Source organism: Glycomyces halotolerans, assembly GCF_054779575.1.
Window position 1 is genome coordinate 196,287 of record NZ_BAAGXZ010000002.1, and the last position, 25,111, is coordinate 221,397.

Annotated in this window: 21 protein-coding genes, 1 tRNA gene and 1 pseudogene; 16 read left to right on the top strand and 7 right to left on the bottom strand. The window is 69.3% G+C overall.

The window, feature by feature from the left end; all coding sequences use genetic code 11:
* The first annotated feature begins 3 nt into the window (after window positions 1–3).
* Together ACYVL2_RS02835 and ygfZ are read left to right on the top strand one after the other, a co-directional pair.
* Window positions 4–444 (top strand): Fur family transcriptional regulator, encoded by a 441-nt coding sequence (locus tag ACYVL2_RS02835; protein WP_460539985.1) that lies wholly within the window; start codon window positions 4–6, stop codon window positions 442–444.
* Window positions 441–1,502, top strand: coding sequence for a YgfZ/GcvT domain-containing protein (ygfZ, locus tag ACYVL2_RS02840; protein ID WP_460539987.1), 1,062 nt, complete (start codon window positions 441–443; stop codon window positions 1,500–1,502). The genes ACYVL2_RS02835 and ygfZ overlap by 4 nt, the downstream gene beginning before the upstream one ends.
* Before the next feature lie 72 nt (window positions 1,503–1,574).
* On the opposite strand, the pseudogene ACYVL2_RS02845 reads toward ygfZ, so the two are convergent.
* A pseudogene (locus tag ACYVL2_RS02845) lies at window positions 1,575–1,922 on the bottom strand (DUF1877 family protein); the annotation flags it as partial.
* A gap of 146 nt (window positions 1,923–2,068) precedes the next feature.
* Here ACYVL2_RS02845 and ACYVL2_RS02850 point away from each other — a divergent pair.
* From ACYVL2_RS02850 to ACYVL2_RS02865, 4 genes are all read left to right on the top strand, one after another.
* On the top strand, window positions 2,069–3,046 hold the full coding sequence (locus tag ACYVL2_RS02850; protein WP_460539989.1) for an asparaginase: 978 nt from the start codon (window positions 2,069–2,071) through the stop codon (window positions 3,044–3,046).
* Between the two features lie 88 nt (window positions 3,047–3,134).
* Window positions 3,135–3,217 (top strand) — tRNA-Leu (locus ACYVL2_RS02855).
* Between the two features lie 197 nt (window positions 3,218–3,414).
* Window positions 3,415–4,041 carry a bacterial proteasome activator family protein gene (locus tag ACYVL2_RS02860; protein WP_460539991.1) on the top strand — a complete coding sequence of 209 codons (627 nt, stop codon included), beginning with the start codon at window positions 3,415–3,417 and terminating at the stop codon, window positions 4,039–4,041.
* Between the two features lie 119 nt (window positions 4,042–4,160).
* Complete coding sequence (locus ACYVL2_RS02865; protein ID WP_460539992.1) at window positions 4,161–4,877, top strand: lysophospholipid acyltransferase family protein; 717 nt, start codon at window positions 4,161–4,163, stop codon at window positions 4,875–4,877.
* On the opposite strand, the gene ACYVL2_RS02870 is transcribed toward ACYVL2_RS02865, so the two are convergent.
* From ACYVL2_RS02870 to ACYVL2_RS02885, 4 genes are all read right to left on the bottom strand, one after another.
* Window positions 4,874–5,791 carry a peptidylprolyl isomerase gene (locus ACYVL2_RS02870; protein WP_460539994.1) on the bottom strand — a complete coding sequence of 306 codons (918 nt, stop codon included), beginning with the start codon at window positions 5,789–5,791 and terminating at the stop codon, window positions 4,874–4,876. The two genes, ACYVL2_RS02865 and ACYVL2_RS02870, sit on opposite strands and share 4 nt — an antisense overlap.
* Window positions 5,746–7,095, bottom strand: coding sequence for an MFS transporter (locus tag ACYVL2_RS02875; RefSeq protein ID WP_460539996.1), 1,350 nt, complete (start codon window positions 7,093–7,095; stop codon window positions 5,746–5,748). Before ACYVL2_RS02875 ends, ACYVL2_RS02870 begins: the two co-directional genes overlap by 46 nt.
* A gap of 84 nt (window positions 7,096–7,179) precedes the next feature.
* Entirely contained in the window at window positions 7,180–8,250 is a 1,071-nt protein-coding gene (locus ACYVL2_RS02880) for an inositol-3-phosphate synthase (RefSeq protein WP_460539998.1), read from the bottom strand.
* Complete coding sequence (locus tag ACYVL2_RS02885) at window positions 8,243–8,899, bottom strand: PadR family transcriptional regulator (RefSeq protein WP_460540000.1); 657 nt, start codon at window positions 8,897–8,899, stop codon at window positions 8,243–8,245. The genes ACYVL2_RS02880 and ACYVL2_RS02885 overlap by 8 nt, the downstream gene beginning before the upstream one ends.
* A 404-nt stretch (window positions 8,900–9,303) precedes the next feature.
* On the opposite strand from ACYVL2_RS02885, the gene ACYVL2_RS02890 reads away from it, so the two are divergent.
* Window positions 9,304–12,582, top strand: coding sequence for a transglycosylase domain-containing protein (locus ACYVL2_RS02890; protein WP_460540002.1), 3,279 nt, complete (start codon window positions 9,304–9,306; stop codon window positions 12,580–12,582).
* 112 nt (window positions 12,583–12,694) lie between these two features.
* Window positions 12,695–14,128 (top strand): glycosyltransferase family 87 protein, encoded by a 1,434-nt coding sequence (locus tag ACYVL2_RS02895; protein WP_460540004.1) that lies wholly within the window; start codon window positions 12,695–12,697, stop codon window positions 14,126–14,128.
* Here the strand turns inward: ACYVL2_RS02895 and ACYVL2_RS02900 are convergent.
* Window positions 14,019–15,443: a CCA tRNA nucleotidyltransferase gene (locus ACYVL2_RS02900; RefSeq protein WP_460540006.1), complete on the bottom strand. Its 1,425-nt coding sequence runs from the start codon at window positions 15,441–15,443 to the stop codon at window positions 14,019–14,021. The two genes, ACYVL2_RS02895 and ACYVL2_RS02900, sit on opposite strands and share 110 nt — an antisense overlap.
* A gap of 30 nt (window positions 15,444–15,473) precedes the next feature.
* Between ACYVL2_RS02900 and murJ the strand changes: the two genes are divergently transcribed.
* The 6 genes from murJ to trxA all read left to right on the top strand — a co-directional run bounded on the left by murJ (window position 15,474) and on the right by trxA (window position 21,810).
* The gene (murJ, locus tag ACYVL2_RS02905; RefSeq protein ID WP_460540008.1) at window positions 15,474–17,282 is read left to right on the top strand and encodes a murein biosynthesis integral membrane protein MurJ; all 1,809 of its coding nucleotides are present in this window, start codon (window positions 15,474–15,476) and stop codon (window positions 17,280–17,282) included.
* Window positions 17,283–17,397: 115 nt separating this feature from the next.
* On the top strand, window positions 17,398–18,876 hold the full coding sequence (locus ACYVL2_RS02910; protein WP_460540010.1) for a protein kinase family protein: 1,479 nt from the start codon (window positions 17,398–17,400) through the stop codon (window positions 18,874–18,876).
* Between the two features lie 5 nt (window positions 18,877–18,881).
* Window positions 18,882–19,577 carry an RNA polymerase sigma factor SigM gene (gene sigM / locus ACYVL2_RS02915; protein ID WP_460540012.1) on the top strand — a complete coding sequence of 232 codons (696 nt, stop codon included), beginning with the start codon at window positions 18,882–18,884 and terminating at the stop codon, window positions 19,575–19,577.
* Window positions 19,574–20,326, top strand: a complete 753-nt coding sequence (locus tag ACYVL2_RS02920; RefSeq protein ID WP_460540014.1) for a hypothetical protein — start codon at window positions 19,574–19,576, stop codon at window positions 20,324–20,326. Before sigM ends, ACYVL2_RS02920 begins: the two co-directional genes overlap by 4 nt.
* Window positions 20,327–20,520: 194 nt before the next feature.
* The gene (gene trxB / locus ACYVL2_RS02925; RefSeq protein ID WP_460540016.1) at window positions 20,521–21,453 is read left to right on the top strand and encodes an NAD(P)/FAD-dependent oxidoreductase; all 933 of its coding nucleotides are present in this window, start codon (window positions 20,521–20,523) and stop codon (window positions 21,451–21,453) included.
* 42 nt (window positions 21,454–21,495) lie between these two features.
* Entirely contained in the window at window positions 21,496–21,810 is a 315-nt protein-coding gene (gene trxA / locus ACYVL2_RS02930; protein ID WP_460540018.1) for a thioredoxin family protein, read from the top strand.
* A 58-nt stretch (window positions 21,811–21,868) separates the two neighbouring features.
* Here trxA and ACYVL2_RS02935 read toward each other — a convergent pair whose 3' ends face one another.
* A complete protein-coding gene (locus ACYVL2_RS02935) occupies window positions 21,869–22,573 on the bottom strand; it encodes a GNAT family N-acetyltransferase (RefSeq protein ID WP_460540020.1) in 705 nt (234 codons plus the stop codon).
* Between the two features lie 272 nt (window positions 22,574–22,845).
* Between ACYVL2_RS02935 and ACYVL2_RS02940 the strand changes: the two genes are divergently transcribed.
* Complete coding sequence (locus ACYVL2_RS02940; protein WP_460540022.1) at window positions 22,846–24,102, top strand: aminotransferase-like domain-containing protein; 1,257 nt, start codon at window positions 22,846–22,848, stop codon at window positions 24,100–24,102.
* Entirely contained in the window at window positions 24,099–25,103 is a 1,005-nt protein-coding gene (locus ACYVL2_RS02945) for a D-alanine--D-alanine ligase family protein (RefSeq protein WP_460540024.1), read from the top strand. The genes ACYVL2_RS02940 and ACYVL2_RS02945 overlap by 4 nt, the downstream gene beginning before the upstream one ends.
* The last annotated feature ends 8 nt before the right edge of the window (window positions 25,104–25,111 follow it).

A 25,111-nucleotide genomic window follows, 5' to 3' on the forward strand; every position in this document is an offset into this window, starting at 1 on the left:
GGCATGCCCACCGAAGCCGAGTCAGACACGGAACTGTCGGCGGTGCTGCGCTCCAAAGGCATGCGCATGACCGCGCAGCGGCAACTCGTGCACGAAGCGGTGCACGCCCTCGGGCACGCCACGCCAGAGCAGATCCACGAACGCATCCGTGACCAGGTCGACGGGGTGAACATCACCACCGTCTACCGCACGCTGGACCTGCTCGAAGAGCTCCAGCTCGTCTCGCACACCCACCTCTCGCACGGCGCCCCCACCTACCATCCGGCCGGCGACCGGGGGCACGCCCACCTGGTGTGCCACCGTTGCGGACGGATCACCGAAGTCGAACCAGCGGTGTTCTCGGACGCGCGCAGAGCAGTGGCCGACAGGACGGGATTCGTCCTCGACGTCGGCCACGTCGCCGTGTTCGGGACCTGCGCCGAATGCTTGGAGAAGCGCCAATGACCGAGACCACGCCGTCCCCGCTGCTCAATCTCCCCGGCGCCGTCGCCAATGAGGCCGGCCGCATCGCCTGGCACTACGGCAGCCCGCTCGTCGAACAGCGCAAAGCCGCCGAGACCGGGGCGATCTTCGACCGCTCCGACCGGGAGATCATCGCCGTCAGCGGCGAACCGCGACTCGAATGGCTGCACTCGCTCTCCACGCAGCACCTCACCAGCCTGCGGCCGCACCAGGGCACCGAGACGCTGTTCCTGTCGCCGACCGGCCGGATCGAACACCACGCGAACGTCTACGACGACGGCGAGACCGCCTGGCTCGACACCGAGCCCGGCCGCGGCGAGGCCCTGCTGAAATTCCTCGAACTCATGAAGTTCCGCACTGAAGTCGACGTCCGCGAGGTCAGCGCCGAATGGGCGATGCTCACCCTGATCCTGGGGTCGGGCGACGACACCCGCCCCGCGCCCACGCATCAACCGGTGCCGGTCGCGAAGTTCGCCGCCAAGGATCTCCAAGCGGTGCCCACCGCGGTCAACCCCGGCGAGGCGCTTCCGGACGCGGGATGGGTCCGCCGCACCGACGCGCTCGGGGACCACACCGTCGACTGGCTGGTCCCGCGCGACGACTCGCTCCCGGACATGGTCGAGCAAATGGAGCAGACCCCGGCCGGCTCCTGGGCCTTCGACGCATTGCGCGTGGCCGCCGGACATCCCCGCTTCGGCGTCGACACCGACGAGCGCACCGTCCCGCACGAGGTCCCGGCCTGGCTGGCCGGCGCCGTCCACCTCGACAAGGGCTGCTACCGCGGACAGGAGACCGTCGCCAAGGTCCACCACCTCGGGCAGCCGCCCCGCAGGCTCACGCGCCTGCACCTCGACGGCAGCGACGAGCACCCGCCCGCACCGCGAACGCCGGTCACCTTGAACGGCAAGGAAGTCGGATTCGTCGGCACGGCCGTGCAGCACTACGAGGAGGGACAGATCGCCTTGGCGATGCTCCGGCGTGGCGCGGCCGCCGATCCCGACGCCCGATTCGACGTGGCCGGGCAGGCGGCGGCGCAATAACACGGCATACATCATGATCGCCGCCGACTTGGACGCCGCCGCATCTTCGAAGAACGCCACTAGCCTGCCGTAGTACTCCCGCACATACCGCTTCTTGCCGTAGTCCGCGTCGAGATGCGACTCCAGGCGCTCGAACGGCATCGAGCGGAGCCGCTCGGCGGTCGAAGCGACCAGCTGCTGCGACCACGAGAAGAAGACGGCTTCCTCACCCATGATGTCGCCGTCCTCGCGCAGGTCCACCTCCAAACCGGCGACTTCGAAGAGCGGCTGAAGGTACCTACCGGCCTTGTCGAGATTGCCGCTGACCTCACCGTCCTCGTCCTTCGACCAGAGGAACTCATCGATCGCGTCGTCGTCCAGCTGCTGGGCCCAGGCGAGCTCCTCGGGCGTCACCTTGGTGAAAGAAATGGTCGTGACCACCGGATCGTTCCTACTTTCTCTTCGACCGCCGCAGTCCCGCAACCGAAGCTAATGCATCGATGCGACGGTTCGCCCGATTCCGAGCCGGGTCTCATCGCGGGCCGTCAGGAGATGAACGAGGCAGCGGCGGCGATAGTCTCCGCAGTATGAATACCGCCTACCGCGGCGGCGAACCCGTCGCCGAGCTCGTCCGATCCGGCTTCACCGAGAGCCTCCACCGGGGCAGCGTCGCCGTGACCGACCCGTCCGGGAACCTCATCGGCTCCGTCGGCGACGTGACCTCGCCCGTCTTCCCCCGCTCGTCCAACAAACCGATGCAGGCCCTGGCGATGCTCCGCGCCGGCTGGAAACCCGAGAGTGAAGCCGACCTCGCGATCGGCGCGGCCAGCCACCGCGGCGAACCGGTGCACATCGATCGCGTCGATTCGGTGCTCTCCCACGCCGGCCTCGACGAGGACGACCTCCAGTGCCCGCCGGACCTGCCCGGCGACCCGACCGCGCGCCGCCGGGCCCTGGCCGACGGCGCCGAACCGCGGCGGGTGTACATGAACTGCTCCGGCAAGCACGCGGCCATGCTGGCGACCTGCGTCGCGGGCGGCTGGGACGTCGCGGCCTACCGCGATCCGGACCACCCCCTCCAGCAGCGGATCATCGCCGCCGTCGAGGAGCGCTGCGAAGAGCCGGTGTCGGCCGTCGGTGTCGACGGATGCGGCGCGCCGGTCCTGGCCGTGTCCCTGACCGGGCTCGCCCGCGCCTACGCCAAGTTCGTCGAGAGCCCCGAGCGGACACCGGAGCGCCGGGTGGCCGACGCGATGCGCGCCCACCCGCGCCTGATCGACGGCACCGAAGGCTCCGACCACCGGTCGATGTCGGCCGTGCCGGGACTCTTGGCCAAGGGCGGCGCCGAAGGCGTGCACGCGGTCGCGGTGCCCGGAGTCGGAGCCGTGGCGGTGAAGATCGACGACGGCGCCGGGCGTGCCTCGATGCCGGTGGCGCTGCGGGCGCTGGCGACCATGGCGGGATTCGAGTTCTCCGAGGACTCCAAGCCGGTGGTCGAGGCCTTGACCTGGCCGGAGGTGTACGGCGGCGGACAGCCGGTCGGCAGGCTCCGCACGCTGCTGTAGTGGCGTAGGGCTCAAACCGCGCACTACCCAGTGGCCTCCTGAAGACCCGACAGGGTACTATCATCGCGTTGCGTTTTCAGCACCGCTCGCGCGAGTGGCGGAATGGCAGACGCGCTGGCTTCAGGTGCCAGTGTCCGAAAGGACGTGTGGGTTCAACTCCCACCTCGCGCACAGCTGAGACCCGGTGGTTCTGCCACCGGGTCTTCTGTCGTCTTCAGGGGAACAGTGCTCGGGATTTTTCATATGTTCGTCCCCTCCGTTGCGGATTTGTCGGTCGCGGCTGGAACGATGCCTCCTTCGATCCGCGTTAGGCTCGGTGTTGAGGGAGCAGAAGTACCACCGAGAAGACTTTGGGGACACGTCAGACGATGAGCGAAGACAACGCCAAGCGGGACCGAGACGAGCGCGACGAACACGAGTCCGACGACGAGTTGCTCATCGTCGACGCCGAGGGCAATCCGATTTCCGCCGCCGAGGCCCGAAAGCAGCTCGAGGCCGCCGCCGAGGAAGGGACCGAGTCGGACCCGTCGAAACTGGTCGCGGAGCCGGCCAAGGTCATGCGCGTCGGCTCCATGATCAAGCAGCTGCTGGAGGAAGTCCGCGCCGCCGATCTCGACGACAAGGGCCGCCAGCGTCTGCGCGACATCCACGCTCGTTCCATCGCCGAGCTCGAGTCCGGTCTGGCGCCTGAGCTGCGCGACGAGCTCGAGCGCCTCTCGCTGCCGTTCGGGCAGGACGAGGTGCCGTCGGAGGCCGAGCTTCGGATAGCGCAGGCTCAGCTCGTCGGCTGGCTCGAGGGGCTCTTCCACGGAATCCAGGCCGCGCTGGTGGCCCAGCAGATGGCCGCGCGGCTGCAGTTGGACCAGATGCGACAGGGCGACATGCGCGCGCTGCCGGCCGGTGGAAAGGATCTCCCGCCGCAGCTGAGGGCGATCATGGCCGAGCGGGCCGCGCGCGGTGACGACGGCGACCACCATCCCGGTCAATACCTGTAGTCACCGCAGATGCCATAGACTCGGCCTGCCTCACTCGGCGGAGTCACGGTCCGGCTCGCGAGCTTCACCGAGTGGGGGCCGCGAGCCATAGATTGGCCCCGACCCTTCCCGCCGCCGGGGTGAGAACCACTGGAGAGCTGAACACGGTGCTGTACAAGACGCTGCAATGGACGGCCGCCCCGACGATCAAACTCATCTGGCGGCCGTGGATCGACGGCAAGGAGAACATCCCCGAGACCGGTCCCGTCATCCTGGCGTCGAACCACCTGTCGGTCGCCGACCACTACTTCCTCGGGCTCACCACCAAGCGGCACATCGCGACCATGGCGAAGATCGAATACTTCACCGGCGCGGGAGTCAAGGGCAAGCTGATCTCCAAGACGGTCAAGGCTCTCGGCCAGGTGGCCGTGGACCGGTCCGGCGGTCGCCGGAGCGCGGCCTCGCTGGAGCCTTCGATGAAGGTGTTGGAGGACGGCCGGGTGTTCGCGATCTTCCCCGAGGGCACCCGTTCGCCCGACGGCCGCCTGTACCGGGGCAAGCCCGGGGTGGCGCGGTTGGCGCTGACGTCCGGGGCTCCGGTGGTGCCGGTCGGGATGATCGGCACCGAGAAGGTCCTGCCCATCGGCGAGTCGCGGCCGCGAGTCGCTCCGGTCGGAGTGCGGATCGGCAAGCCGCTGGACTTCACCCGCTACGCGGGTCTCGAGAACGACCGGGTGATCATCCGCGCCGTGACCGACGAGATCATGGACGCGATCCGGCAGCTGACCGGCCAGGAGTACGTCGACAAGTACGCGAAGCGGCAGTCCTCCGGCAAGGACGAGGCCGACTCCGATTAGCGCCCGCCCGGAGACGGCGTGGTCGTCTCCTCGGTCGACGGCGCGGTGGTCTCCTCGATAGCGGGCGTGGTCTCGTCCTCCCCTGGCCGGTCCGGGTCGTGTGGCGGACCGTTGTCACCGCCGTCGACCTCGAATTCGTCGATGACGGTGATGCTGTAGACGGTCACCGGCTGCGGCGGTTCGCCGTCGTACTCGACCGAGTCGGGCAGCACCGCGATCGCGTCGAGCACTTCGAAGCCGTCGACGATGCCGCCGATGATGCTGACGCCCTCGGTCGGGACGGCTTCGCCGCGGATGAGGGTGAAGGCGCCGCCGGCGTTGCCCTTGTCGTCGGTGACCAGGGCGAGGACGTCGGCGACGTCGACGCCGGCCATGCCGACTTCGGTCTGGTAGCGCCATCCCGGGCCGAACGACTCGGTCGCCTCGGGGTCGAATCCGGGTCTGCCGCAGTGGAGGATCGCGTAAGGGCTGGCCTGCTGGGTGGTGAGCCGGTCGCAGTCGTGGGTGTCGTAGAACCCGCTCTCGGCCAAGTGCAGGAACGCTTCGACGCCGCACGGGGCCAGGTCGCCCCAGAGCATGACTTCGAGCGTGCCGTGGCTGGTCTCGATGGTGACGACGGTGCGGTCGGCGGCGGTGCCGAGACGGGGGGCCGGCACGGTCGGTTCGGCGTCGGCGGCTTCGGTGACGCGGCACCGCTCGTAGATGATTTCGCCTGCGGCCGGCTCGGCGGCGCCGTCGTCGCGGAAGGCCAGCCAGGAGACGCCGACGATCGCTCCCGCGGTGAGGACGAGAGCGCCGAGGCCGGCGAGGGTCTGCTTCCAGTTGCCGCGTCGCTGCCACGGCGGGGTGCCGCCGTAGGGATTGGCGGCTACTGGCTCGTGCTCGGTCTCGGCTGGGGTGCCGCTGGGCTCCATGCCTGTGAATCGTACGGGGCGTCATCTCGCGCCAGGTACGCATATCCGACACATATCAGACCGTAAGCGACCGCCACACCGACGAGGGTCTTGGGCGAGTAGCCGTCGGGCGGGACGAGCATGGCCGCGGTGAACAGTCCGGCGAGGTACCCGACGTTGTAGACGGTGTCGTTGAGGCTGAAGACCCGGCCGCGGTAGTCGTCCTCGATGCCGCGCTGGATGCTGGTGTCCACGGTGATCTTCATGCCCTGGGAGGCGATGTTCACCAGCAGCACGCCGATGGCGAACATCGCCGGGATCATCGTGCCGGCCAGGGCCGCGACCACGACCGCGCACAGGGCCATGAGGACCACGGCCCAGTTCTTCGGGCCCCACACGCGCGTCGCGCGCGGGGTGAAGACGGCCGCGGCGAGGACGCCGATGTTCCCGAGGATCGCGAGGGTCAGCAGCCAGCTGATCGTGGTCGTCCGGCTCGGATCGGATTCTACGTCCCAGAAGAAGCCCATGAACAGCGCGATCGCGACGATGAAGACGATCCCGTACAGGAACCGGTGGCAGCCCTGGAGCGCGAGGATGAGGGCCGGCCCGCGGCGGCGGGTCAGGTGGCCGAGGCCCTCGACCATGCCGGCGGTGGTCGAGACGATGCCTTTCCACAGGCCCGGAGGCTGGGTGAACTCATGGTCGGGCCCCAGGTCGGCGGGCTGGAACACGGCCGAGGCGATGGCGGCCGAGACGAGGTAGCCGATGCCGGCGGCCAGGGCCAGCATCGAATAGGAGACGCCGGAGTTGACGAGTTCGGACACGCCGGTGGTGGCCAGGCCGAGGCCGTAGGCCATGGCGCCGAGTGTCGAGGCCAGCGAGTTGGCGGTGACCAGTTGGGGCGGCTCGACCACGTGCGGGTGGGAGGCGCCGAGGCCGGCGAGGACGAACCGGTTGGCGGCCAGGACGACCATCGCGCAGAAGACCCACGTCCAGTCCAGGCCGGTCTGGATGGTGATCGCGATGATGAAGACGAGCGCGGCGCGCAGCAGGTTGGCCGCGCCGATGAGGTTGCGGCGGCTGAACCGGTCGAGGACCACGCCGACGTACGGTCCCAGCAGCGAATAGGGGCCGAGCAGGATGGCGACGGCGGCGGCGTAGCGGAACGGGTCGGAGTCCTCGTTGAGCGCGGGGTTGAAGAACACGCTCAGTGCCAGGGAAGCCTGGAACATGCCGTCGGCCGCCTGGGAGGTGAGCCTGACGGCCAGCAGCTTCCGGAATCTGCCGCTCGTGGCGAGCGTCCGAACGTGTCCTGCCGTGCGCATTGTCCGAGGGTAGCTCCCGATACGTCGTCGGGAGGCCTACTCGTTCGCGTGCAGGCCTCCCCTTGATCCGTTCGTGTGCGCGGATCAGGATCCGGCGATGAAGTCCTCGACCGAGACGCGGGCCTCCTCGTCGGAGTACTGCTCCGGCGGGGACTTCATGAAGTAGCTGGAGGCGCTCAGCACGGGGCCGCCGTGCCCGCGGTCCTTGGCGATCTTCGCCGCGCGGACCGCGTCGATGATGACGCCGGCCGAGTTCGGCGAGTCCCATACCTCGAGCTTGAGCTCGGCGTTGAGCGGCACGTCGCCGAAGGTGGTGCCCTCCATGCGGATGTAGGCCCACTTGCGGTCGGTCAGCCACGGCACGTGGTCCGAGGGCCCGATGTGGACGTCGGCTCCTTGCATCTCGTGCGGAATCTGCGAGGTCACCGACTGGGTCTTCGAGATCTTCTTGGAGACCAGCCGGTTGCGCTCGAGCATGTTCATGAAGTCCATGTTGCCGCCGAAGTTCAGCTGGTAGGTGCGGTCCAGGCGCACCCCGCGGTCTTCGAACAGCTTGGCGAGGACTCGGTGGACGATCGTGGCGCCGACCTGGGACTTGATGTCGTCGCCGACGATCGGGAGACCGGCGTCGACGAACTTCTGGGCCCACTCGGGGTCGGAGGCGATGAAGACGGGCAGAGCGTTGACGAAGGCGCAGCCGGCGTCGATGGCGGCCTGGGCGTAGAACTTCGCGGCGTCCTCGGAACCGACCGGCAGGTAGCAGACGACGACGTCGGCACGGGCCTCGCGCAGCGCGGCGGCCACGTCGACCGGCTCCTCGGACGACTCGGTCACCATCTCGTCGTAGTACTGTCCCAGGCCGTCCAGGGTCGGGCCGCGGAGGACCGACACGCTCGTCGGCGGCACCTCGGCGAACTGGATCGTGTTGTTCTCCGAGGCGTTGATCGCGCTGGAGAGGTCCTGGCCAACCTTCTTGGCGTCGACGTCGAACGCGGCTACGAACTCGATGTCGCGGATGTGGTAGTCGCCGAACTGCACATGCATGAGTCCGGGGACGCGGTCGTCGACAGCGGCGTCGCGGTAGTACTCGACGCCCTGCACGAGCGACGAGGCGCAGTTGCCCACGCCGACAATGGCCACGCGTAGCTTACCCATCGCGCATGCCTCCTTTGTCTTGTTTACTTGGTTCTTCATCATCCGCGGCGGCCCTCGTCGGCCGCTGCGGGCCGGCGATCCGGTCGCCGAAGTCGCTTCGCCCGGGGACGTGTCCCTGCTCGGTGGCGATGAGCTCGTTGAGCCATCGCACCTCCCGCTCGGCCGTCTCCAGTCCGTGCCGCTGAAGCTCGAGGCCGTAGGCGTCGAGCCGCTCAGCGGTGCGGGCGAGTGCCTCGCGGATGCGTTCACGGCGCTCTTCGACCCTGCGGCGGCGGGCCTCGAGGATGCGAAGCCTGGTCGCCGGGTCGGTGCGGGAGAAGAACGCGAAGTGCACCCCGAAGAGGGCCTCGTCCGCGGTCTCAGGACCGGCGTCGGCCATGAGCTGGGCGAACTGCTCCTTGCCCTCCGGCGTCAGCCGGTAGACCTTGCGAGCGCGACGACCGGTGAGCAGCGGCTTCTCGGCGTTCCCCTCGCCCGGCACCTCTTCGGCGATGAGTCCGCGCTGACGCATCCGCTTGAGGGTCGGGTACAGGGAGCCGTAGCTGAAGGCGGCCCTGACCGCCCCCAGCAGGGACAGCAGGCGTTTCCGCAGCTCGTAACCATGCATGGGGGACTCATGCAGGAGTCCCAGAATGGCCAGCTCGAGCATGTGGATCCCCCTCTCCGCCCGTCGTCGTGACGACGCCGCTGGCGCTGTGCCCTGGCATCGCGGTCCGATCTGACGTCTCGATGTATCGGTTCGATACATCAGCGACTACCATATCCGGCGGGTGCAGATCACGTCAAGCCGGACCCGGATGCCCTGGTCAGGCTGGCCGGTATCCGATAGGCTCGGCAGGATTAAGCGATCTGGCAGCCTTCTCCCAGATTCAATGTGCGAGACTGCGGAACGACCTAGGTCGCCGTCGCACGGCGACTGCCGATCGACAAATGCCGCCGCGTTCGGGCACCCCCACTCCGGGCCCGGACCTGGGGCGAAGCCGATCCGTGACACCGAAGCGCCAATCCGGGCGCACGGCCGCGGGCCGGCGGATATCACGTGGATGGTTGAGCATGAGCGACTACGGTTATCGTCCGACTCCACCCCCAGAGGACGGACGGTCCTATGGTGGCGCCGAGCACCGGGGCGGCTCCTACGGGAGCGGCTCGGGCCGCGGCGACGCCGCCTGGGGCGATTCCTCGAACCAGTCACCGAACCACGGCCGTCAAGGCTGGGGCTCCCAGCAAGGATCCCCGAATCCGGGCAACGGCTCCTACAGCGGCAGCGCCCGACCCGGGTCGTACCGGGGCTCCACCTCCGGCAGCGCCCCGGTGGGCAGAGGCAGCGCTTCGGTGGGCAGCGCCTCGGTCGGCGGCAACACCGGCCGCTCCGGGCGCGCCTCAGTCGGCAGCGCATCCGTCGGCAGCGCCTCGGTCGGCTCGGCCTCCGTAGGCGGCAGCCGGCCGATCGACCTCGACGCCGCCGACGACCGACCGGTCAGCCCCGCCGGCCGCGCGGGAGTCCCCGGCAGGCGCCGCGCCGGCGGCAGAACCGGTCCACCGACCGCCGGAGACCTCGAAGAGAACAAGAAGGCCAAGAAGAAGCGGCGCCGCCGCAAGATCTACGCCGGACTGATCGCCGTGGGCGTCGTCTTCGTCGGCGCGATCACCGTGGTCGGCACTTGGTTCTTCGAGACCGTTCCTCCGCTCACCGACCTGCGCCGCGACGGCGAGCCCTCCACCTTCTACTACGTCGACGGCGAGACCGAGGCCGCCGCCTACGGCGAGGCCTACCGCAAGCAGATCTCCGACCCGGCCAAGGTGCCCCCGACCGTGAAGGAAGCGCTCACCGCGCTGGAGGACCGCAACTTCTACGATCACGGCGGCGTCGACTACAAGGGCACCGCCCGCGCGCTGATCAACAACGTCACCGGCGGCGACACCCAGGGCGCCTCCACCATCACCCAGCAGCTCGCCGGCATGGTCGAAGACATCCGCGACGAGATCTCCTACGGCCGCAAGGCCAAGGAGGCGGTCATGGCGATGAAGCTGGAGCAGGACTACTCCAAAGACGAGATCATCACCTACTACCTGGACATGGCCTACTTCGGTCGCGGCGCCTACGGCGTCGCCGCCGCCTCCGAGCTGTACTTCGACAAGCCCGTCGAAGAGCTCGACCACGCGGAGGCCGCCTACATCGTCATGCAGGTGAAGTCGCCCAACGGCGTCTACGACCCGCAGTACCCGGACGTCTACGACGCGGGGGCCGCCGAAGGTCGCTGGAAGCACGCCATGGACTCGATGGTCGAGGTCGGCCACCTCACGCAGTCCGAGCGCGACGAGTTCGCGGAGATGCCCCAGCCGATCGAAGAGTTCGAGAGCCGCGGTTCCTGGGGCGGCGACACCCCGGTCGGCTTCCTCACCAACGAGGTCGACGGCTACGTCTACGACGAGCTCGAGGACCGCTACGGCCTCACGAAGGAGAAGCTGTACGGCGCCGAGGAAGGCACCGGCGGCTACAAGATCGTCCTGACCCTGGACAAGGACATCCAGAAGTCGCTGGAGCGGACCGCCTACCGCGGCGAACTCGTGGTCAAGAAGGACGACGAGGGCAACTACATCAGCCCGGAAGGCGAAGTCGTCGACTCCGCCGACAAAGCCGAGAAGGTCCTCACCGAGGACGGCTATTGGCAGTTCGCCAATTCGAACGAAGAGGCCGCACTGGCCGAATACGACGAGTCGATGATGACCGCGATGGTCGCGGTCGAACCGGGCACCGGACGCGTGCTCGGCTACTACGGCGGCCACGACGGCTTCGGCATCGACAAGGCGGGCAACGAGTCCCCGCACCCGCCCTCGTCGACGTTCAAGATAATCACCGCCGCGACCGCCATCGAGGAGGGCGCCTCCATCGAATCCTGGTGGGACGCCAGTTCCCCGCGGCAGTTCGACTCCCTCACGCTCGACAGCAGCGAGTCCTGCATCGGTTCGGGCACCTATCCGGACTGCACGCTGCGCAACGGCAGCCAGAACGAGAAGATGTACCTGACGCTCACCGACGCGGTGCGACAGTCCAAGAACACCCCGATGTACGCGATCGCCGAGGACTACGGGGTCGACACGATCCTCAAGAACGCCGTGGAGATGGGTCTGACCCAGATGACCCAGACCGTGCAGCTCTACGACGAGAACGGCGACCCGCACAGCGTGCCGGTCACCTACCGGCTCTATGACGACTTCACCTACTCGGTGCACGGCGAGACCGTCGGCGCCGACGGCGAGTGGATCGTCGACGAGGCGACCGGCGGCATCGACAGGGACGCTCCCGCCGCCGTCGACGGGAACACCCCGAAGGTCAACAGCGACGGCGCCCTGATCGCCGACGAGGACGGCGAACCCGACCGCCTCCCGATCGGCGGCGAGGGCGAGACCGACCCGTTCTACTACCACATGTCCTTCGGCCAGTACCCGACCAGCGTTCGCGACATGGCCGCGATGTACGCGACCATCGCCAACGACGGCGTGGCCGTCGAGACCCACTACGTCGAGAAGGTCATCGGGCCCGACGGCGAAGAGGTGCTGCCGAAGCGAGAGCTCGCCAGCGGCGAGGCGATGGACTCCGGCGTCGCCCGCGACCTGCAGTGGGTCGGCTCCGAGATCGACGGCGGTTCGAGCGCGCCCAGTCTCGACCGGGACTTCTTCGGCAAGACCGGAACGTGGGAGGCCTCCGGCAAGGACAAGGACGGGAACGACTACCCGTCCTCGTACAACGCACACGCCTGGTACGTCGGCGCCATTCCGCAGATCTCGATCGCCGCGTGGGTCGGCAACGTGACCTCCGAGTCGGCTCCCATCTCCGATCCGTACGGCAACTACGACAGCGTCTACGGCGGCAACACCAGTTATCCGGTCTGGTACAACGCGATCAACAAGGTCCTGGAGACCAAGGACGGCAGCGAGGGCTGGGAGCCGCGCGAGTGGAAGGAGAAGGTCGTCGTCGGCGCCCCCATCACCACCGACATCGAGACCGTCGACAACCAGTACTGCGGCAAGAACCCCGAGGACCCACGCTGCAAGGAGCTCGAGGAAGAGGAAGAAGACGAGGGCGACACCTGCGAAGGGCCGGGCAACGGCAACAACCAGGAGTGCGACGGCGAAGGCGGCGGTGAGGACGGCGGCGGTGACGGCGGCGGCGACACCACCGACCCGATCGATCCCGGCGACGGCGACGAGGAATGCGGCGGATGGCTGCAACCGCCGTGCACCGAGGAACCGCCCGACGAGGAGACCAGTCCCTCCGATCCGACGACCAGTCCAACCGGCGACACGACGCCACCCGGTCAGAGAGACTAGCCGCGACCGACCGTAACGATCGCTGACGACGGCATGGGACATACTGTGTCCCATGCCGTCGTCGCGTTCTCAAGACTCAGCGCCAGCAGCGCCCTCCCACCAGGATCGCCTCGTGCGCTTCACCTCGGGGTTCATCGGCGGACCGCTCGGCGGACACGCCGTCAACCCGCCGCGCCGGCGGTTCTGGAGCCCGCTGCGGGTCATCCTCTTCACCGGCCTGGTCTTCTTCGCCATCTCCTGGCTGCAGAAGTACCCTTGCGCCGGCGGCGGCTGGACGGACTGGACCCAGTACACGAACGCCTGCTACACCGACATCCGCGCGCTGTGGGGCGCCGAACGCCTCCACGAAGGGGCGATCCCCTACCGCGACCACCCGGTCGAATACCCGGTGCTCACCGGCTGGTTCATGGGAGTGCTCGGCCAGATCGCCTACCGCGTCGGCAACATCACCGGCGCCGACGGCGGCACGATCTTCTACCACCTCAACGCGGTCACCCTCTTCGCCTGCGGCATCGCCGCCATCGCCGTGCTGTACGCGATCCGCGACAAGGGCACCCGCACCGACCTGCGCGGCCTCGACCCGGCCCTCGCCGAATCCGCCTCCACGCGACCGCGACGGCCCTGGGACGCGATGATGCTCGCCGCCGCCCCGATCGTCCTGGTGACCGCGACGGTCAACTGGGACCTGTTCGCCGTCGCCCTGGCGATGCCGTTCTTCCTCTACTGGCAGCGGGACCGGCCGGTCATGGCCGGACTCTTCCTCGGCCTGGCCGTCGCCGCGAAGTTCTACGCCCTCCTGTTCGCCGGACCCCTGCTCGTCCTCGCCCTGCGTCAACGCCGATTGATGCCGGCCATCGCATCGGTCGCCACCGCCGCGGTCACCTGGGCGGTCATCAACGCGCCGGTCGCTGCGCTGTGGCCCCAGTCGTGGCTGCGGTTCTTCGAGCTCAACTCCGAGCGGCCCGTCGACTGGGGAACCGGCTGGTACGTCGTGCGCGGCCTCACCGGCTGGGACCGGCTCTGGGACCACGAATTCGTCAACGACGCCTACCTGGTGCTGTTCGCACTGTCCTGCGTGGGCATCGCCGCCGTCGGCTACTTCGCGCACCGGAACGCCCCCGAAGGCGAGGACGTGGTGCCGCGGCTGGCGCAGCTGTGCTTCCTGGTGGTCGCGGCGTTCCTGCTGTTCGGGAAGGTCTGGTCGCAGCAGTACGTGCTGTGGCTGGTGCCGCTGGCGGTCCTCGCCCGCCCCAAGTGGGGCATGTTCCTCGTCTGGCAGATCGCCGAGATCGGCTACTTCCTCGCGTTCTACGGGAAGATGCTGCAGGTCTCGGCCGAAGACGGGCGCGGCATTCCCGAATGGCTGTTCCTCACCGCCGCGTCCGCACGGTGGCTCGCCGTCGCGGGCATGTGCGCGCTGGTCGTCTTCGAGATCTTCAATCCCCGTCAGGACGTGGTGAGATCCCTTCGGAGCGCGCCCACGCCAACAGTTCGACCTCGGCCTCCTCACGAGACAGCGGACCCCGCTCCAGCCTCAGCTCCTTGAGGTGCTTCCAGGCCCGCCCGACCTCGGGGCCCGGCGGCAGACCGAGCAGCTCCATGATCGCGTTGCCGTCCAAGTCCGGTCGGACCGCCCGCAGGTCCTCCTCGGCCCGAATGCGGGCGATGCGGGACTCGAACTCGTCGTAGTCGCGCTGCAGCCGCTCGGCCTTGCGACGGTTGCGGGTCGTGCAGTCGCTGCGGACGAGCTTGTGGAGGCGCTCGAGCTCGGGCCCGGCATCGGTGACGTAGCGGCGCACCGCCGAATCGGTCCAGCCCGCGTCGCCGTAGCCGTAGAAGCGCAGATGCAGTGAGATCAGCAGCGAGACCGCCTGCACGTCGGTCTTGGCGAACCGCAGCCGCCGCATGCGCTGACGCGCGAGCCGGGCGCCGACCACGTCGTGGTGATGGAAGGTCACGTTGCCGGTGTCGGTGACGCCCTTGGTCTCGGGCTTGCCGATGTCGTGCAGCAGCGCCGCCAGGCGGAGGATCAGGTCAGGGCCGTCCTCCTCGTGCGAGATCGCATTGCGCAGCACCTGGAGCGAATGCTCATAGACGTCCTTGTGCTGGGCGTGCTCGTCGATCTCCATGCGCAGCGCCCCTACCTCCGGCAGGAACTGCTCTGCCAGGCCCGTGTCGACCAGTACCCGGATGCCGACGACCGGGTCCGGGGCGGCCATGAGCTTGACGAACTCGTCGCGGATCCGCTCGGCGGTGATCCGCGACAGCTCCGGGGCCATGTCCTTCATGGCCGCCAGCGCGCCGGGAGCGATCGCGAAGTCCAGCTGCGCGGCGAAGCGGGCGGCGCGGAGCATCCGCAGCGGGTCGTCGGCGAAGGACGACTCGGGGCTCGCCGGAGTCCGCACCGTCCGCTGTGCCAGGTCGCCTATGCCGCCGAACGGGTCGCAGAACTCGTGCCCCGGCAGGCTCACGGCCATCGCGTTGATGGTGAAGTCGCGGCGTTCGAGGTCGTCGACGAGATTGTCGCCGTAGCGAACGATGGGGTTGCGACTCACCCGGTCGTAGGCGTCGGCGCGGAAGGTCGTGACTTCGACCTGGACGCCCTTGAACATCCCGCCGATGGTCCCGAAGTCGGCCCCGGTGGTCCACACCGTCGAGCACACGCCGCGCAGCAGCCGCTCGGTGTCCTCCGGGCGCGCGTCGGTCGTGAAGTCGAGGTCGTTGGTCTGCCGGCGCAGGATCGCGTCCCGCACCGAACCGCCGACCAGATGCAGCTCGAAACCGGCGTCGGCGAAGACCCGACCCAAGTCGTCGGCTACGGGCGGGACTGTGATTTGGTTACCGCTACTGTTGTCTGACATCGCCGGGCAAGCTTAGCGGAGAGAGCAGGAATGGCCGAAAGTAGCGCGCGACCGGGTCGCGGTCCGCAGGCCTCGCCGTCCACCGGCAACGGCTTCGACCACAGCGGCCGGGCCTCCGATCACGGCACTGAATACGGTCAATCCTACGGGCCGCCCCCGGCGGCCCCGAACGGCACGAGACCCGGCGGCGCGAACCGCGGCGTGGCCCGCTCCAGCCTCCTCATGGCCACCGGCTCGCTCGTCAGCCGCGTCACCGGATTCGGCCGCACCGTCGTCATCAGCGCCGCCATCGGCGCGGGGCTGCTGGGCAACTCGTACACGACCGCGCAGTACTTCCCGCAGATGATCTACGAACTCGTCCTCGGCGGCGTGTTCGCGAGCATCATCCTGCCGCTGTTCGTCAAGGCCCACAAGAACGACCCCGACGGCGGCGACGCGTTCGCCCACCGGCTGCTCACCCTCGCGACGCTCGTCCTCGGCGGCGCCGCGCTCGTCGTCACCCTCGCCGCCCCGCTCATCGCCCGGGCGATGGCCGAACCGGTCCAGTACGACCTGGTCACGCAGCTGTCGTATCTGATGCTGCCGGCGCTGATGTTCTACGGACTGTTCGCGGTCCTGTCGGGAGTGCTCAATTCGCGGGAGCGGTTCGGCGCGCCGATGTGGGTGCCGATCATCAACAACCTGGTGGTCATCGGAGTCGGCGCGGCCTTCTACTTCGTCTACACCCGCGACGCCGCACCCGATGCCGACGGCCGGCTGTTCATGAACGCCGACCAGGTCACCACCGGGATGCTGCTGCTGCTCGGCGGCGGCACCACCGCCGGCGTGGTCATCCAGGTCGCTTCGCTCTGGCCGGCGCTGCGCCGGGCCGGGTTCGCCTGGCGGTTCCGCTTCGACTTCAAGGCACTGCCGCTGCGGGATATCCGCCGCATGGCCTCGTGGACGCTCCTGTTCGTCGCGGCCAACCAGATCGCGGTCATGGCCGTGATCAAGATCGCCAACGCCGCCTCCGGCAGGGCCCCCGACGGCGGACCGTTCGTTCCCGGCACGACCGTCTACAACAACGCCTACCTCATGATGATGATGGCGCACGGCATCGTGGCCGTCTCGGTCATCACCGCGCTCATGCCGCGCATGACGCGCGCCGCCGACGACAAGCGCTGGCCGGACCTGGCCGATCACCTCTCCGGAGGCATCCGCCTCGCTTCGTTCATGCTGGTGCCGATCGCGGCGGCTTTCATCGCCCTCCACGAGCCGTTCGCCCGCGCGATCTTCCAGTGGGGGGCCTACGAGCCCAGGCAGGCCTACGCCACCGGTACGGTCCTGGCCGTGGTCGGGCTCGTGCTGCTGCCGTTCTCGGTCAGCCAGCTGCAGATCTACGCGTTCTTCGCGCAGACCGACACCCGGTCGGTCGCTCTGCTGAACCTGCCGGTCATCGCGATCCGCATCGGCGGGTACCTGCTGGCCTTCGCGCTGCTTCCCTTGCAGTGGGTGGTGGTCGGGCTCTTCGCCGCCAACGGCGTCTCCTACCTGGTCAGTCTGCTGCTGTCGGTGGCGCTGCTGCGCAAGCGCGTCGGCCTGCTCGGCATGAAGAAGGTCGCCTTCGGCCTGATGCGCACCGCCGCGGCGGCCCTGATCGCCGGCGTGGTCGCCTGGCTCGGCTGGCAAGCATGGCCCGACGTCTCCGACGACGGCGGCGCGGCCAAGGCCGGGCAGCTCGCGGCCGCGGCGGTCCTGGGTACGGGCCTGATCGGCGTCTACATCGCCGTCTGCCTGGTCCTGCGAGTCGAGGAGATGCGATCCCTTCGGGAGACGGTGCGCGCAAAGCTGCGGCGGTGAGCCAAGTACCATCCATACGTGTGCCACCCGCCCTGGTCTTGAGCTCCGGCTCGTAGCATGGCGAGGCAATGATCGGCCCTGACCCGGTCGCATTAAGAGGGGAGGACCCCGCACCATGAGTTCTGTCGACGTGCCGTCCGTGGGAGACCTGCTCGCGGAACGGTACCGCCTCGAAGAGCACCTCGGAGGGGCGAACGGCCACCGCCAACTGTGGCGGGGAACCGACGTGCTGCTGCACCGCAGCGTCGCCGTGGTCCTGCGCTCCCCCGGCGGCGACGACGCCGCACCGACCATGACCGCCGCCGTGGCGGCCTCCCGGACGCAGTCCGACTCGATGGTCGACGTCTACGACGCGGTCGACGAAGGGCGCTTCGCCTACGTCGTCCGCGAGTGGGTCAGCGGCTCATCGCTCCGTCACGTGCTGGAACGCCAACCGCTGGCGTCCGCTCACGCCCTCGAACTGGTCGCCTCCGTCGCCGACGCCGTGGCCGCGCTGCACGAAGGCGGGGTCGCGCACGGCGACCTGCAGCCCGGGTCGGTGCTGCTGTCCGAGGACGACCGCGTCATGGTCACCGAACCGCGCAACGAGCCCGGTCAGACTCAGGTCGGCGACGTCCGCGCCCTGGGCGCGACGCTGTACGCGTGCCTCACCGGGACCTGGCCGCAGATCGTCCCGGCCGAGGACGTCGGCCTCCCGGCGGCGCGCGTCGACGACTGGGGCCGCCCCCTCGACGCCGGAGCGGTCGTCCACGGCGTCCCCGAGCCCATCAGCCGGCTCACCAGCGACCTGCTCGACGCCGACCAGACCCCGCCGTCGGCGGCCGAACTCGCCGTCGAACTGCGCCGTCTGGCCGCCACCGGCGGCGCCGTCTCGCTCGACAGCATCGGCGAAGGCTCCGCCGACCAGGCCGACGCGCCGCCTCTGGGCATGAAGCGGATGGCCGTGATCGCCGCCGTGGCCGCCCTCGTGGTGTTCACCGGCGTGGTCACCAGCGCCCTCGTCTGGGGCGGCGGCGACAGCTCCGAGGCGAGCGACGAGACGTCGCTGGGCCTCACCGGCGAGGACGGCGAGCCCGCCGAATCCGACACCACCGAGACCGACACCGAGGTCGCCGCTCCCACGGAGGTCGAGCTCGAACCCGGTGACGTGCGCGTGGTCGATCCCCCGCCCGGCGACCGGACCGAGCTCGAAGGCGTCGAGAACGTCATCGACGGCAACGCCTCGACCGGCTGGTCGACCAACACCTACTACAACCAGTCGAACTTCGGGAACCTCAAATCCGGTATGGGCATCCTCATCGACCTGGGCGAGGAGCAAGAGGTCGCCTCGGTGCGCGTGCAGATGACCAGCGCCGGAGCGACCGTCGGGCTGCTCGCCGGCGACGAGGACCCCGGTGACGGCAGCGACGGCGACGAGCGGATCGTCGAGGACTTCGCGACCCTCGCCGAGCCGGTCGAGGACGCCGACACCAACCTCGAGCTCCAGGCCGGCAACCAGGCCACTCGCTATGTGGTGGTATGGATCACTGAGCTGCCGCCGGTCTCGGACGGCTACAAGATCACCGTCAGCGACATCAAAGTGTTCGTACGGTAGGAACCATGCCCGCCCCGCGCCCGCCCGAACGCGGAACTCAGCCAGCGGCCCACACCGCCCCCGGTGACGGCCCCGCCCTCAGCGACGCCGAACTGCTGTCCCGGCACGTCGCCGGCGACCGCGACGCCTTCGGCGAACTCTTCCGACGCCACCGCGGCCGCCTGTGGGCCGTGGCGGTGCGGACCCTCGCCAATCCCGACGACGCGGCCGAAGCGCTGCAGGACGCCATGATCAAGGCATACCAGGCCGCCGGGTCCTTCAAGGGGAACGCTGCGGTCACCACCTGGCTGCACCGCATCGTCGTCAACGCCTGCCTGGACCGCATCCGCGCGGCCGGGCGGCGCCCCACCGTGCCGCTGCCCGAAGTCGACCGGACGATTTCCCGCGACGGCGACCCCGGCGACTCGGCGCTCAAGCTCAGCGTCAGGCGCGCGCTGGCCGACCTCCCGTTCGACCAGCGCGCCGTGCTGGTCTACGTCGACATGCTCGGCTACCCGGTCGGCGAGGTGGCCGCGATCCTGAAGGTCCGGCCCGGCACCGTCAAATCCCGCGCGTCGCGCGCCCGCAGGCGCCTGGCCGAGCGCCTGCCGGAGTTCGATCCGGCCAGGCCGACCGGTGGGAACCCGGTGAGGCAGCGCGGCGTCGAAGCCGATGGGACACGGGATTCAGGACAGGTGCGAGAGGAGGGGGGTCGCCCATGAGCATGCGACGTGACTTCGAGACCGAAGCCGCCAGGGCTCTGCGCGAGGCTTCGGCCGAATACGGCGACCTCCCGCTCGACGTGGCCGACCGGCTCGACCGCGTCCTCGAACAGCTCCCGACCGCCGACACCCTCCACGCCAGGGCCGAGACCGCGCCGAGCTGGGGCGAGCGGATCCGCAGCAAGCGCGTCAGGTACGCGCTCGTCAGCGCCGCCGCGGCGATCCTGGTGACCATCGGCGGCGTGGGCGTCGCCGTCCAGTACTTCGCCGCCACCGGCGCCGTCGACTCCGCGACGACGGCCCAAGACGGCGCGGGCGACGCGGGCGCGGGACTGGCCGATGACGAGGCCGGTGCGGCCCGGTCCGAGGAGATCCAGTCGACCGACGAGGAGCTTGCCGCGCCGGAGGGCGCCGAGGAGACCACCGGCGTCGAGACGTTCTCCACCGGCGGCGACTACGCGGACGAACCGGATCTGCTCGCGGCGCTGCGCGGGCTCGGCGACGCCAGCGCCGACGGCGAGGTGCCCGAGGAACTCCAGTTCCTCGCCCGCGGCGGTCCGGCGTGGGAGAACTGCCGCGAGGCCATCGCCGAACGCTACGACAGCCTGATGGTCGCGGTCGACTTCGCCTGGTACGACGACGAGCCGGCCGTGGTCGTGCTCCTGGTGTCGGATTCGGGAGAGATCGCCGTGGCGGTGACGGCCGAGTGCGCGCAGGGCCGGATCGTGGAGCTCACCTCCCAGCGCTGAGCCGACCCGAGCCGTGAGATCGGCCACGTCGCGCATCATCGCCTGTCACAAGGCCGCCACAGGCCGGTGGCGCGGAATTTCCTGTCAATAGGATGACGTTGAAGCTGTCAGCCTCGATACGGTCCGACCGCGGCGTCCGCCGCGCCGCGCGCGGCCGCGAGGACCGCCGCAACACCGCATAGGAGCACATTCCGGTGAGCGAAATACGCAACGTCATCATCATCGGCTCGGGTCCGGCCGGATACACGGCCGCGCTCTACACCGCTCGCGCCAACATGCGCCCACTGGTCTTCGAGGGCTCCCAGTTCGGCGGCGCGCTCATGCAGACCACCGATGTCGAGAACTACCCCGGTTTCCCCGACGGCATCATGGGCCCGGACCTCATGGACAACTGGCGCAAGCAGGCCGAGCGCTTCGGCGCCGAACTCGTCGCCGACGACGTCACCAAGGTCGAACTCACCGGCGAGGTCAAGAAGGTGTGGGTCGGCGACCAGGAGTACCGCGCCCGCGCGGTCATCCTCGCGATGGGATCGGCCTACCGCTCCCTGAACATCCCCGGCGAGACCGAGCTGATGGGCCGCGGCGTGTCCGCCTGCGCCACCTGCGACGGGTTCTTCTTCCGCGAGCAGCACATCGCCGTGGTCGGCGGCGGCGACTCCGCGATGGAAGAGGCCACCTTCCTCACCAAGTTCGCCTCGAAGGTCACCATCATCCACCGCCGCGACGCCTTCCGCGCCTCGAAGATCATGGCCGAGCGGGCCCTGAAGAACCCCAAGATCGAGGTCGAGTGGAACACGGTGGTCGACCGGATCGTCGGCACCGACGGGAAGGTCAGCGGCGTCGAGGTCTCCGACGCCGAGACCGGCGACAAGCGCCAGCTGCCGGTCACCGGCCTGTTCATCGCCATCGGCCACGACCCGCGCTCCGAACTGGTCAAGGGCCAGGTCGAACTCGACGACACCGGCTACGTGAAGGTGGCCGCCCCGACCACGCGGACGAGCCTCGAGGGCGTCTTCGCCGCCGGGGACCTCGTCGACCACACCTACCAGCAGGCCGTCACCGCCGCCGGAACCGGCTGCGCCGCCGCGCTCGACGCCGAGCGCTACGTGACCGGCCTGAGCGACTAGCGCTTCCGCACCACGCAACATCAGACAAACAGGAGGATGCCCATGGGCGCCATCAAAGCAGTCAGCGACGCCGACTTCCAGACCGAGGTGCTCGAGTCGGACAAGCCGGTCCTGGTCGACTTCTGGGCCGAATGGTGCGGTCCTTGCAAGAAGGTCGCCCCGGTCCTGGAGGAGATCGCCACCGAGTCCGACGCGGTCGAGATCCGCAAGCTCGACACCGACGCGAACCCGGAGACGACCCGCAAGTTCCAGGTGATGAGCGTTCCGACCATGATCCTGTTCAAGAACGGTCAACCGGCCGACCAGCTCATCGGCGCCCAGCCCAAGGCCGCCATCCGGAAGTTCCTGGAGAAGTAGCCCGCGAGGATACGAGCGAGGGGCCGAGCAGATGCTCGGCCCCTCGCTCATGTCCTGGCTAGTAGCGGCGGCGGACGCCGTGCCGCTCATCGGTCCGGGGCCGGACGATGCTGGGCTCGTCGAGCCCCGGCCCGTCCAGGAACTGCTCCAGCTCCAGGTCGTCGAGCCCGAACCACTCCACCGTCTCGGGCGGTTCGACCGACTCGGCCGACTCCGGCTCGCGCCGCGACGGCGCCCGCCGCTCGAGACGCAGCCGCGGGTAGCGCGGATCGGAGCGGACCGTCTTGAACCCGACCGACCGGTAGAAGTCCGCCGGCACCAGGCAGGCTCCCGGCTCGCCGCGGACGTCGCCGAACGCCTCGATGGCGTACACCCCGCGCCGCGTCACGTCGGAGGCGACCGCCTGCACCAACTGGCGGCCCAGTCCCGTCCCGGCGTACTGCGGCTTGACGAACACGGTCATCAGCAGGGCCGCGTCCGGGGACACCGGCCCGGACGGGAACTCCACCGAGCGCGGCACGAACTTGGGCGACGCGTACGTCACGTACCCGGCCACTATCTCGCCGTCGTAGGCGATGCGCCCGCACCCGCCCCACTCCAGGAGCGTCTGCGACAGCCAGGCCTCCTTCTCGAGTGCGGGGTCGCCGAGATCCCCGGCGGCCTCCGAGCACAGCGGGGACAGCTCCCAGAAGACGCAGGTGCGACACCGCCTCGGTAGAGCATCCAGGGTGTCGAGCGTGAGGTTGACCAGACGCCGATGCACCTCATCAGGTTACGTCGTGCGGGTGTTCAGATGATGGAAAACACGCATCAGGGGTGGTCAATGTGCTAGTAGGGTGGGCCGATGGGCGTCGCGCACCCGTAAGCTGGTGTCCGGTGCGCCGGCGACGCCGACAGCGGGCTCGCGGGCCCCACCGGACCGGGAGTGTCGGCACAGCGCCCGGCCCCCCGTACAACTCGATCCATGAGAAACTCAGGCTCCAAGCTCCGCGGCCTCTGACGCGAGCAGTGCAGACCCTTGAAGGAGGTCTCCGCGTGTCCGGTACAACACTCGACGATTACACCGGTCGGTACGCATCCCGGGTTCACGGGATGGCACAGTCGGAGATCCGGGCACTGTTCTCGGTCGCCTCGCGCCCCGAAGTCGTCTCCCTCGCCGGAGGCAATCCCTACACCGCCGCGCTCCCGATGGACGAGCTCGGCGAGATGTTCACCCGACTGCTCGCTCAATCCGGCGCCCAAGCGCTCGGCTACTGCCCCGGCCAGGGCAGCACCGCCCTGCGGGAGGCCCTGTGCGGCGTCATGGAGCTGTCGGGCATCACCGCCTCGGCCGACGACCTCGTCCTCACCAACGGCGCCCAGCAGGGACTCGACCTGCTCGCCCGCACCTTCCTCGATCCCGGCGACATCGTCCTGGCCGAAGGACCCACCTATGTCGGCGCGCTCGGCGTCTTCCAGGCCGCCCAAGCCGACGTCCGCCACCTCCCCATGGACGACGACGGACTCGTGCCCGCCGGACTCGAGGAGTCCCTGGCCTCCCTCGAGCGCGAAGGCCGCAGCGCCAAGTTCCTCTACACCGTGCCGACCTACCAGAACCCGGCCGGCGTCACCCTCACCGACGAGCGCCGCGAGGAGATCCTGTCGATCGCCGAGCGGCACGGTCTGCTCATCATCGAGGACGACCCGTACAGCATGATCTCGTTCGAAGGGGCGCCGCCGGCGCCGCTGCGCTCGCGCGTGGAGCGCGGCGTCATCTATCTCGGCACGGTCTCCAAGATCTTCGCCGCCGGGCTCCGGCTCGGTTGGGTGCTCGCGCCGCCTGCCGTCCGCGACAAGCTGCTGCTGGCCGTTGAGGCCTCGATCCTGTGCCCCTCCTCGCTGATCCAGGAGGCCGCGCTGCGGTTCTTCACCGAGATGGAGTGGCGCCAGCAGGTCAAGGTCTTCGTGACCCTCTACCGCGACCGCCGTGACGCGCTCATGGCCGCGCTGACCGACTACATGCCCGACGACATGAGCTGGACTCGACCGGGCGGGGGCCTGTTCGTGTGGGCGACGCTGCCGGAGGGCCTCGACTCCAAGGCGATGCTGCCGCGCGCGCTCCAGGAGCGGGTCGCCTACGTGCCTGGCACCGGCTTCTACGCCGACGGCAACGGCAGGCGCCAGATGCGGTTGAACTTCTCGACCCAATCGTCGGAGACGATCCGCGAAGGGGTGCGGCGCCTCGGCGGCGTCGTCGCGGCCGATATCGAGCTGCGCGACACCTTCCGTCCGACGGGCGGTGGTGCAGCGTGAAGGAGAGTGCCGCAACCGCCGACGTCCGCGTGTTGATCCTGGCCGGAGGCATGTCCTACGAGCACGAGATCTCCCTGAAGTCCGGGCGCCGGGCCGCCGCGGCCCTGCAGCGGCAGGGCATGGTCTGCGAGATCCGCGATCTCGACGGCCGACTGCTGCCGAACCTCCAGGAGTTCCCGCCGGACGTCGTGCTGCCGCTGGTGCACGGCGCGCCCGGTGAGGACGGCTCGCTGCGCGGCGTCCTGGAGCTGGCGAACATTCCGTTCGTGGGCACCGACGCCGTGGGCGCCCGCCGCGCCTGGAACAAGGCCACGGCCAAGGACCTGCTGCGGTCGGCTGGCCTGCCCACCGCGGACTGGACCGTCATGCCCCGGCAGGCGTTCTCGGACTTCGGGGCCGGGAAGCTCCTCGACCGGATCGCCGCGAAGATGGGCCTGCCGCTGGTCGTCAAGCCCAACTCGGGAGGCTCCGGGCTGGGCGTGCACGCCGTCCGCAAGGAGGACGACTTCCCGTCGGCGATGATGGGCTGCTTCTCCTACAGCGACGAGGCGCTGGTCGAGACCTTCGTGGAGGGCCGCGACATCGCCGTGGGCGTCGTCGACCTCGGTGACGGTCCTCGGGCGCTGCCGCCGGTGGAGATCACGCCGCTGCACGGCGACTACGACTACGCCGCCCGCTACAACCCGGGGGCGACCCGCTGGACGGTGCCGGCCGATGTCGACGAGGTAACCGCCGAGCGCGTCTCCGAGATCGCGGTCGCCGTCCACGAGGCATTGGGGCTGCGCGACATGTCCCGCGTCGACCTGATGGTCGACGACGCCGGGAGCGTCCAGGTGCTCGAGGCGAACGTGGCGCCCGGGACCACCGAGACCTCGCTCATGCCGATGGCGATCGAGGCCGCCGGCATGGACTTCGGGGAGACGCTCGCCGACATGGTGCGCCTGGCGCTGCGGCGCTTATCCTCGCCCACGACGCACAGCGGCCGCCGATGTTTCACGTGAAACATCGG